Below are 10,074 nucleotides of genomic sequence, written 5' to 3'. Positions count from 1 at the left end.
GTGATCTGGAACATTGCTGGCGGCTACGTCGCTGTAGGCGCTGGAGCAAACATCGTCGGCACCGTGATAGCGAAGAGCTACGTCAGCATCGGCGCCAACGCCACGATCCGTGGCATCGCCGATTTGATTTGTGGCGGCGCCGTCTACTCGACAACCTCGTACGTTTCGGTCGGCGCTGGCGCAACCGTCGGCAGCACCTGCTGATAACTCTCAGTCATCAATGAAGTCCAGTCGTCTGGAGATCCGGGCGAGTCCGACGACTCCGGCAGTAGCTATTTGCGGCCGAGACGGACCGCTTCGTGCATCAAGGAACGGTTGCCCTCTTCGCGTAGTAGCGCCAGCTTGACGCGGATGAGCTTCCAGCCGTCGGGTGTGCGAACTGCATCGTCTGTATACGTGCCGAACATGGTGTAACGGTCGCCGCCTTTGCCGGTGTGCAGCCAATGCTCGGCACGCATGTGCGCGGTGATCGTCGCCCGGTCACCATCGATCTCGTACCGATGCGAGCCCATGAAGTGTTGCGACCGTTCGAGGCCCGCAAACAACACGGCGGCGTTCTTCACGATCAGGTCGGCGGCGGCCGCGCGAGGCGGCGGTTCGGGCTGATAGTCGCTCATGTCCATGATGACCTCGTCCGCGAAAACCGAACGCCAGAGTGCCCAGTCCTTCGTGTCGAGCCCGAACGCGTACCGATGGATGAGGTCACGGAGATCCGACTCGTCAGCAAGCCGTTGCAACAGTGCTTCGTTCACGACATCACCCACTCGTCGGCGCCCAACGCTTCGATTCCGTCAGTGCCGACACCGAGCCACTCGTCAAGGACCTCAGCGTTGTGTTCGCCACGGAACGCAGCGACGCCGATGTCAGACAGGTCGGTGCCCGACCAGCGGTACGGGTTGCGGACAACCTTGCGTGTGCCGCCTGCGCGGTCGTCCACGTCGACGATGGTGTTGCGGTGTTTGATCGTCGGCGACTCGAGCACCTCGCCGCAGTCACGCACATCGGCCCACGCCAAGTTGGCCGTGTCGAACGCGTCGATCACGGCAGCTCGGTCGGGTAGCGCACAGAGATAGTCGGTGATGACCTTCCGGCGTGACGCGATCTTCTCGCTGATCGTGGCCTCCCGCGGCGTCGAATCAACGAGGCCGGCGGTGGTCGACAGTTGGTGCCAGATCCAGCGGAGACCACCCGTCAACATCTTCGGACCATCGACGGTCCGCCAGACCTCGCCGTTGATCGACTCGCTGCGTCTGGCTCCGTCGAGCACATTGACGATGATGTCAGCTGAGAAGGTCATCGCATCGATCATGGCCATGTCGATGTGCTGACCCACTCCCCCCGCATCGCGCATTCGCAGCGCGCCGAGCACCGAGATGACGCCGTGCATCCCGGAGAGGACATCGGCCGCACTGAGGTCGAGGTCGAGCGCCATTTCGCCATCGACACCTGCAGGCAAAATGCCGGACTCGGCGTGGATGATCGAGGCATACGCGGCTCGTTGCGACTCGGGCCCTTCCTGGCCGAACCCGCTGATCGACAGCATGATCAACTGTGGGTTGACCCGCTGCAGCGCGCTCCAGTCGAGGCCGAACTTCGCCATCACGCCGGGCCGGAAGTTCTCGATCACGACGTCAGCCTGTGCAGCCAACCGGCGAACCAACTCGGGCCCGTCGTCGGCCTGCAGGTCGATACAGACGTTCCGTTTCCCGCAGTTCTGCTGCGTGAAGTAGGTCGACAGGCCTGCTACCTTGCGCCCCCACAGCCGAGTGACGTCGCCGTCGGGCGGCTCGACCTTCACGACGTCGGCACCGAGATCCGACAGCGTGCGGCCGGCGATCGGGCCAGCAAACACTCTCGACAAATCGAGGACCTTGACGCCTTCCAACGGTTTGGTGATTGGCCCAGTGAGGGGCATCAGGTCAGCCGCCCCATTGAGAGCATGCCGTCAGGGTTCATCATCTCGATCTGCTCCCGATACAGCTGCAGCAGTTTTGGATGGGTGAACATCCAAAACTTGCCATGCACGATGCCGTCGAGCACGATGCGGCCGACCTCATCCGGGTCCATGCCGTTCGACAGGAAGCTGTCGATCTTGCCGCCGAGCTTCTTGCCCTCTGCGCCACGTGGGGCTAACTCGCCCTTCGCCGCCTTGCGATTGCGGACGCTGTTGCGACTGATCTCGGTGTTGATCGGGCCCGGGCACAGCACCGATGCGTGGTGCGGCGACTTGGCGATCCGGAACTCCCGCTCAAGGGTGGCCATCAACGCAATCACACCACTCTTGGCCACGTTGTAGGGGCCCGCTGCGGCACCGGCAATGAGGCCCGACACCGATGATGTCGTGTTGATATGCCCGCCACCCGCAGACTGCTGAATGAGCGGCTGGAACACCTTGGTGCCATAGATCGGACCCCAGAGGTCGACGCCCAAGGTCCACTCCCAGTCGTCAATCGTGACGTTGAACAGCTTCGCGAAGACGGCTGCGCCAGCATTGTTGCAGAGCACGTCGACACGCTTATGGGTGTCCATTGCAGCGTCGGCCATTGCCTGAACATCGGCGAGCTGTGACACATCGGCCTGCACGCCAATCGCGTCGTGGCCATCTGCTCGTAGGCCGGCAGCTGCCGCTTCGATGCGGTCGGCATCAATATCTGACAACACCACCGACATTCCTGCTGCGGCAAATGCCCGGGCCATGCCCAGCCCGATGCCGCCGGCCGCACCGGTGATCACCGCGACCTTGCCGTGCGGTTCGAACACCAAGTCGTCACTCATTGCATTTCCCCGTTCTGTGTGGTGGGTCCCCGACCCGATCGCAACGGTAGTTCCCCGCGATGATTGAGGAATGGCCGAAGAGAAGCAAGACAAGTTCGTGATGAACTTCGAGGCGACCGAACGTCCTGGTCGGCCGCCACAGGAGTACTACGACGAGATCAAAGCAAAGTTCGCCGAGCAGCGCGACGTGCGGCTCGGCTACCGCCCACCCGGCACGAACAACTACCGCGACCTCGACGGAGCAATGGCCGACCTTGCTCGCGACCCATACGCCGACAACTGGGCCGAGCGCGAACCGATCGACGACACCGCCAACGGCGACGACGTCGACGTGCTGTTCATCGGCGGCGGCTTCTCTGCGCTCCTCACGTCAGCACGGCTGCGCGAGAAGGGCGTCGAGAGCATCCGCATCGTCGAACGTGGCGCCGACGTCGGTGGCACCTGGTACTGGAATCGCTACCCCGGTGTTGCCTGCGATGTTGTTGCGTACGACTACCTGCCGCTGCTTGACGAGATGAACTATGTCCCCACCCGGCACTACGCCCAGGGGCCGGAGATCTTCGCTCATTGCCAGGCAATCGCGAAGAAGTACGACCTGTACGACCTCGCCGTGTTCCAGACCACGGTCACCGAAACGCTGTGGGACGGCGACGCCCAACGGTGGAACATCACGACCGATCGGGGTGACACGATGCGCGCCAAGTTCGTCGTCTGTGCCAACGGCACACTCGCCAAGCCACGCCTCGCTCGCATCGATGGTATGGAGCGCTTCGAGGGCCACTCGTTCCATACGTCGCGCTGGGACTACAACTTCACCGGCCACGATCTCGAGCAGCTCGGTGACGTACGGGTCGGCATCATCGGCACCGGCGCCAGCGCAGTCCAGATCATCCCCAACCTCGGTAAGCACGCGAAAAGTGTCCACGTGTTCCAGCGCACCCCCTCGTCGATCGACGTCCGCGACGACTGGGAGACGAGTGACGAATGGGCTGCCAAACAGGGCGACGGCTGGCAGGCCAAACGCCGCGCCAAGATCGTGGCCAAGCTGCGCGAACAAGCCGACCGGAATGGGCAGCTTCGCCACGGCATCACTCGTGAGGAGAAGATCCGCCGGCAAGAGAACAACAACATCGATCAGATGATGCGGATCCACACACGTATCGACGACACCGTCGATGATCAGGCAACCGCCGACGCATTGAAGCCGTGGTACATGCTGATGTGTAAGCGGCCCTGCTTCCACAACGACTACCTCCCAACGTTCAACCGGCCGAATGTGCATCTCGTCGACACGCAGGGCGAGGGCATTACCGAGATCGGCGAGCGCGGCCCGATCTTTGACGGCGTCGAGTACGAGGTCGACCTGCTGATTTATGCGACCGGCTTCGAAGTGCAACAAACCGGCATCTACAACCGGATCGTCGGTGAGGGCGACGTCGACCTCAACGACAAATACGACAGTGGCATTCGCACGATGCTTGGCATCCACTCGGCCGGCTTCCCGAACATGTTCATCATGGGCGGCTACCAGGCGTCGTTCCAGTTCAACCTGACCGACCTGCTGCAGGTGCAAGGCGACCACATCGCCAACTGCATCTCGCACACCAGGGCTGCTGGTGCCGACACGATGGACGTCACCGCCGACTCAGAAGAATGGTGGGTGCAAGAGGTGATCGCACATCGCGGCAAGACCACGCGCAACCAAGAATGCACGCCCGGTTACTACAACTTCGAAGGCCAAGAGAACCGGCGCCAGGACGGCAACTACAACGGCGGCTTCCCGGCGTACATCGACCACATCGCCGACGTCGAAGCCGAGATGGATGCCCACTTCGTGTTCACCACCGGCTGAACAACCAACAGCGTTCAGGCCGTGGGGAGCCCGGCGTTCTTGTGGGCGTGGCTTCGAGCATCGCGGAGGTAGTTGAGAACGAGCACGGTCAGCGCAATCCACTCGGCGAAGAACAGCCAACGATCACCGATCCAGCCGCCAAGGACCCACGCAAGCAGCGCCAACGCGACGAACGGCAACAGGATCGCGCCGGCCCGCCAGGCCTGCTGTTTGACCCGCGACCACCTCGAGAAGAGTATCCAAGCGGGCAGGATCGGTGTCATCAGAATCCATTTCCGAGGCGACCAGTTCGGCACATCGTCGTCACGCACAGCTTCGAGAAAAGCGCCGACGATGAAGAATGCGCCAGCGAAGAAGAAATGAACAGGCCGCGTTCTGCCGACGTGGTCAAACACGATCACGCCGAGCAGGTAGGCACCCATCGCAACGTGGATGCGATGGCCCGCGAAGATCCAGCCGTTGACAACGAACAGCATCACCGCAACCGTCAACGGGATGAAGAAGGCACCAGCTGTCAGCACATCGTGATAGCTGCTGATGCTCTGTCGAGGCGCCAATAGTTCGGCTCGGTCGATCATCTCCGCGATCCACATGATCGCCGGAGCAAAGACACACGCGGCGACCGCTGTGACGTCGAAGGACTGGTACTCCCAGTCCGGATCCTTGTTCAGAAATGCGCTGGCTTCCATCAGCTCTCCTCCAGGTTCGCCCCGATGTAAGTCTTCCATGGTCGGCCAGATCACCCGACCGAATGGATTCGCTGACCCAACGGATCGCCGCCCGCATCCCCATCCGCGTAGGTTCGCGCCATGACCGAACGCATGCCTGCCATTGCCCTCGTCGCCGTTCCCGGCCGACGCGCCCAGACCGTCGAGCTGGCGGTCGAGATAGAACAGCGCGGTTTCTCCGGGATCTACGGCCCCAGCTTCGGCGACGCGATGGGGCTGTGCCTGTCGATCGCGCACGCCACGAACACGATCGAGTTCGGTACATCAATCCAGCCGATCTATCTGCAGCACCCGGTTGCTCTTGCAACGACGGCGAGCTATCTGCACGAGATTGCAGGCGGTCGGTTCCGGCTCGGCGTCGGTGTCACCCACGGCCCGGTGATCAAGCAGCTGCAGGTCGAGACCGGCAAGCCACTCAGCGACATGCGGAACTACGTCTCGACTATGCGCGAGACCGCCGAGCGCTTGGGCGCGCTGCCGGACATCGTCCTTGCGACACTGCGCGACAAAATGGTTGGTCTCTCGGTCGAGGTCGGCAATGGTGCTGTGTGGGCCAACGCATCGCGCAGCCGGATGGAGCACTCGCTCAACCTCGTTCCCGACGACCGCCTCGCCGATGGCTTTTGGATCGGCAACATGATCCCGACGGTGATCGATGACGACATCGAAGCTGCACGGGCCCGCAACCGCAAAACACTGCAGGGATATGTGGCCCTGCCGAACTATCGAAACTACTGGATCGATGCCGGATACGAAGCAGAGATGTCAGCCGTGTCGGTTGCGCTCGAGGCTCGCGACAAAGACGGCGTGCTGGCCGCGATGAGCAATCGATGGCTCGACGACTGCACGCTCTCGGGTTCGGCCGGCCGCGTGCGCGACGGCGTCGAAGCCTGGTTCGACGCGGGTGTCCTATCGCCGATCCTCGTTCCGTCGTCGACCAGCGGTGGCCAGAACAAGGCCTTCGCCGAACTGTTCGACACGTTCAGCAGCTGATTCGAACTGGTCCCCTCGTTTTGTGTGAGCGATTGCCGGAACCGACGCCGGAATAGCTCGCGCAAAACGACGATCGGGATGACAACGGGGGCGTTTAGGGTTGTACCTCGCATGAGGTTGCCCTGGAAGCGTGACAATGCCGTGCTCCGCGCCCGGCTGACCCCCGAGCAGTACCGGGTCACCCAGAAGGCCGGCACCGAGCGGCCATACAGCGGTCGATACCACGACACGAACGACGACGGCACGTACCGCTGCATCGTCTGCGATACCGCGTTGTTCGACAGCGACACCAAGTTCGACTCCGGCACCGGTTGGCCGTCGTTCACCGATGCGATCGACACCACCAGTGTGTCGCTACACAAAGATCGCAAGTTCGGCATCCTCCGGACCGAGGTCCGCTGCGCTGGCTGCGATGCCCACCTCGGCCACGTGTTTCCCGACGGGCCCAGCCCAAGTGGAGACCGCTTCTGCATGAACTCGGCATCGTTGCAACTCGACGACGGCCGCCATGCAGGCGTCACGTTCAGGAAACACGTCCTTCACGCGGCGGCGCGATCATGTCAAGATGATCATGCTCCACCCCTCATGCTTCGTCGTCGCACTGGGCCATCCGAGCCTCACCGGCCATCTCGCCGAATTCGCCGACCGGCTACGAGCGGAACCGCGGTACTTCGGCCGCGCGGCCGGACCGAAGCCAGCTCGATCGATGATTGAACGCTTGACAACCCTCGGTTCGGTGAACCTTGGCGTCATGTGCAATGGCCAGCTACTCGCGATGGCGCGGGTTGACGACTCCTCAGAACTCGATATCGCCGTCCTTGCCGACTGGCGCGGACACGGCATCGGTTCATTGCTGTTACAGCACACGATCGGTCGAGCCGAACTGATCGGACACGAACGCATCGTTCTCCACTCGAGCCGAAGGAGTCGACCGGTCGCTGCGATCGGCCAACGCTCGGACGCAACGGCCGTCGATTACGGCGACGGTCGCGTCGACATCATTTTCGCCCGGCAAAGCCGACTCGGGCTCGCCTGACTCAGGCTCAGGCGTCAGAGCGTGGCGTCGGGGTAAAGCGCACGTTGAGGTGCTTCATGCCGGTGACCAGCGGGATACCGGCGACGTTGAGCGGAACCGCATCGCCAACGACTTCGATGTCGGGCAGCCGGGTGAACAGGTCACGGAAGACCACCGCCAGCTCACGTCTGGCGAGGTTGGCGCCAAGGCAGAAGTGCGGGCCGGGGCCACCGAACCCGAGGTGCGGGTTCGGGCTGCGCAGCACGTCGAAGCGTTCGGGATCGGCGAACGCCTTCGGATCACGGTTGCCAGCGCCGTAGAGCATGACGACCTTGTCGCCTGTGACGAAGTCGTGGCCCGACATCGTGAGATCCCTCGTGACAGTGCGTCGCATGAACGTGACCGGCGATGAGTAACGAACGATCTCTTCGACAGCGGTCGGCGTGACTCCGGCGATGTCGTTCTGCCAGATCGCGCGCTGCTCAGGATGCTGCGTCAGGAGGTTCATCCCGTGGCTGATCGCCGTGCGTGTCGTGTCGTTGCCCGCTACTGCAAGCAAGATGAAGAATGGGGCAACCTCTTCGGGTGCGAGCATTTCGCCGTCGAGGTCGTTGTGAACGAGCTTCGAGGTGAGGTCGTCGGTCGGGTTCTTGCGCCGCTCTTCGGCCAATCCGTTCATCAGTTCGGTGAGCTGGATACCGGCGCCGAAGATGGCCATCATCGGGTCGCCGTCGCCAATGAACTCGGGGTCGCCGCCGCTGAGGATCACGTTCGTCGCGTTGAGTACCGTGTCGAACTCGCTGCGAGGAATGCCCATCATGTCGCAGATCACGAGGAGCGGGAACGGCTGCGAGAGCGCCTGGACGAGGTCGACTTCGCCCTTCTCGCAGAAGCCGTCGATGACCTCTCGCGAGATGTTCTCGACAGAGTCGAGCACAGTGGCGAGGTCGGTTGGTGTGAAGGTCTTGGCAACAATCGCACGCTGACGCTGGTGGCGCGGGTTGTCCATGTTGATGAACGAGCCAAAAAATTCGAGGGCCTCGGGCGGCAAGTCGACGATCGAGATGGCCCCTTGTGCCGAGCTGAAGTCCTTGGCGTTCTTGCTGATCTGGACGATCTCGTCGAACCGGGTCACCGCGAAGAACTCCTCTTCCATCCCGGTCATCTCGTTCACGAACTCAACCTTGCTGAACGGCCCTGACTCGCGGATCGCGATCATTTCCTGCATCCGGTCGTCGAGTGGCTGCGTCCAGAAGGACGGTTCGATCAGGCGCGAAGTCATCCGACAAATCATAGGACGCGATCTGCGCACCGCGAGGGGCGGCGGTGACACGTCACAGCTGCACACGGTGGCGATCTGGCTGAGCTTGGTGTGTCGTCCTCAGAGTGAGTCGGCAAAGCCCTTGATGTCGCGAATCGTGGCGTGCCACACGTCGGGCATCGCATCGAGGAACAAGCAATCACCGGCATGGCACGTGCCGTTGACTGTGCGGCTCACAGCACTCACCCCGGCATCGAGCAGCTTGCGGAAGTAGACAAGCCCCTCGTCACGCAGCGGGTCAAGCTGGTTAACAGAGATGACGTGCGGCGGCAGCCCTTCGAGATCTGAACTCTCGGCATGCATCGGCCAGGCAAGGGCGTTGGTTGCATGAGCGCCATCGGGGTCGTACGTCTTCGCGAGTGCCCCCATGTTCTCGACGTTCAGGAAGTAGTTGTCGTTCTCGAAGAGCGATGCCAGTTCAGGAATCGGTGCGGCGTAGGCGTTCGAGATGTACGGACACTGTGCGTACACGCCGGCGATGTCACCGATCCAGCCATCCTGCTTCGCCTTCAGAGCAGTGGCGATCGACAGGTTGCCGCCACCCGACTCGCCTGACATGACGACCTTCGAAACGCCGAGCTCGGCACTGTTGGCAATGACCCACTGTGCGGCGCTGGCGCAGTCGTTCAGACCGGCGGGAAACGGGTGCGGCCCGAGCTCGCCAGCGGCGTTGCGGAATTCGACGCCGACAACGACCATGCCAGTCGCGGCGAGGTCGTCGCGCCACCGGCCGTAGTTGGGGTTGGAGGCTTTCAGGATCGCCATGCCGCCGCCGTGCGTGTGGACGATGCACGGCATCGGCCCGTCGACTCCGTCGGGCCGGTGGATGTACAGGTTGATGTCGTTGCCGTCGACACCCGTGATGACCTCGGTGCGCGAGCTGACCTCGGAGGTCAGCGGAGTGTTGGCAACAACGAAGTCTCCGAGTGCGTTGAAGCCGGCCTCGGCCTCCATGCAGTAGGCGAGCAACTCCTCGATCGAGTTGGCAGCTGTGACGGGCGAGGGCGGCGGAGCGACGTCCATGGCGAGCATTGCCATCGCGGCGATCATCCGCGGATCAGCGCGTGGATCGTCTTTGATGTCGAGGCTCGGATTGCCGAGTCGGCCGGGAAGGATCGGTGAAATGGACATGCATGCCTCTCGATTGTCGAGAGGCCAGTTTCGCGCCAAGCCATCGCCTACAACGACCCGTGTGACGTCGTGGATCTGTCAGCCGTGAGAGACAACCGACAATCGGGAGGCCGCGAGTTCCGAGCGGCAGTGTCAGGTCGACCTGAGCTACATCATCCCAAGTTCGAGGCGGGCGACAGTCGAAAGGCGCGAGGCGTCCCACGGCGGGTCAAAGACCAGCGATACGTCAACCGTTTCGACCCCGTTGATCGCGGCAACT

At 62.6% G+C, this 10,074-nt stretch carries 9 protein-coding genes and 2 pseudogenes; 5 read left to right on the top strand and 6 right to left on the bottom strand.

All coding sequences use genetic code 11. The annotated features are described in order from the left end of the window. Positions 1-204, top strand: a pseudogene (locus ACH2EI_RS19940) (PEP-CTERM sorting domain-containing protein); the annotation flags it as partial. Positions 205-272: 68 nt separating this feature from the next. On the opposite strand, the gene ACH2EI_RS19935 reads toward ACH2EI_RS19940, so the two are convergent. Genes ACH2EI_RS19935 through ACH2EI_RS19925 form a run of 3 tightly spaced genes read right to left on the bottom strand, consistent with a single transcriptional unit; the run spans position 273 to position 2,775 of the window. Next, positions 273-752, bottom strand: coding sequence for a nuclear transport factor 2 family protein (locus tag ACH2EI_RS19935; RefSeq protein WP_395154069.1), 480 nt, complete (start codon positions 750-752; stop codon positions 273-275). Further along, entirely contained in the window at positions 749-1,915 is a 1,167-nt protein-coding gene (locus tag ACH2EI_RS19930; protein WP_395154068.1) for a CaiB/BaiF CoA transferase family protein, read from the bottom strand. The genes ACH2EI_RS19935 and ACH2EI_RS19930 overlap by 4 nt, the downstream gene beginning before the upstream one ends. Next, entirely contained in the window at positions 1,915-2,775 is an 861-nt protein-coding gene (locus ACH2EI_RS19925) for an SDR family NAD(P)-dependent oxidoreductase (protein WP_395154067.1), read from the bottom strand. The genes ACH2EI_RS19930 and ACH2EI_RS19925 overlap by 1 nt, the downstream gene beginning before the upstream one ends. A gap of 70 nt (positions 2,776-2,845) precedes the next feature. Between ACH2EI_RS19925 and ACH2EI_RS19920 the strand changes: the two genes are divergently transcribed. Continuing rightward, complete coding sequence (locus ACH2EI_RS19920; RefSeq protein ID WP_395154066.1) at positions 2,846-4,627, top strand: flavin-containing monooxygenase; 1,782 nt, start codon at positions 2,846-2,848, stop codon at positions 4,625-4,627. 14 nt (positions 4,628-4,641) lie between these two features. On the opposite strand, the gene ACH2EI_RS19915 is transcribed toward ACH2EI_RS19920, so the two are convergent. Then, complete coding sequence (locus tag ACH2EI_RS19915; RefSeq protein WP_395161293.1) at positions 4,642-5,316, bottom strand: hypothetical protein; 675 nt, start codon at positions 5,314-5,316, stop codon at positions 4,642-4,644. 120 nt (positions 5,317-5,436) lie between these two features. Here ACH2EI_RS19915 and ACH2EI_RS19910 point away from each other — a divergent pair, with 120 nt between their 5' ends. From ACH2EI_RS19910 to ACH2EI_RS19900, 3 genes and pseudogenes are all read left to right on the top strand, one after another. Beyond that, positions 5,437-6,348: an LLM class flavin-dependent oxidoreductase gene (locus ACH2EI_RS19910; RefSeq protein WP_395154064.1), complete on the top strand. Its 912-nt coding sequence runs from the start codon at positions 5,437-5,439 to the stop codon at positions 6,346-6,348. A 111-nt stretch (positions 6,349-6,459) separates the two neighbouring features. Then, a pseudogene (gene msrB, locus ACH2EI_RS19905) lies at positions 6,460-6,837 on the top strand (peptide-methionine (R)-S-oxide reductase MsrB); the annotation flags it as partial. Positions 6,838-7,054: 217 nt separating this feature from the next. Beyond that, complete coding sequence (locus ACH2EI_RS19900; RefSeq protein ID WP_395154063.1) at positions 7,055-7,384, top strand: GNAT family N-acetyltransferase; 330 nt, start codon at positions 7,055-7,057, stop codon at positions 7,382-7,384. A gap of 7 nt (positions 7,385-7,391) precedes the next feature. On the opposite strand, the gene ACH2EI_RS19895 is transcribed toward ACH2EI_RS19900, so the two are convergent. Together ACH2EI_RS19895 and ACH2EI_RS19890 are read right to left on the bottom strand one after the other, a co-directional pair. Next, positions 7,392-8,645 carry a cytochrome P450 gene (locus ACH2EI_RS19895; protein WP_395154062.1) on the bottom strand — a complete coding sequence of 418 codons (1,254 nt, stop codon included), beginning with the start codon at positions 8,643-8,645 and terminating at the stop codon, positions 7,392-7,394. Between the two features lie 99 nt (positions 8,646-8,744). Next, positions 8,745-9,815 (bottom strand): alpha/beta hydrolase fold domain-containing protein, encoded by a 1,071-nt coding sequence (locus ACH2EI_RS19890; protein ID WP_395161291.1) that lies wholly within the window; start codon positions 9,813-9,815, stop codon positions 8,745-8,747. Positions 9,816-10,074 lie beyond the last annotated feature (259 nt).

Origin of the sequence: Ilumatobacter sp., assembly GCF_041688325.1 — a bacterium.
In the GTDB taxonomy this organism is placed as follows: Bacteria; Actinomycetota; Acidimicrobiia; order Acidimicrobiales; family Ilumatobacteraceae; genus Ilumatobacter_A.
Note: the sequence above shows the minus strand (reverse complement) of the source record. Positions and strands in the feature narration are given on the sequence as shown.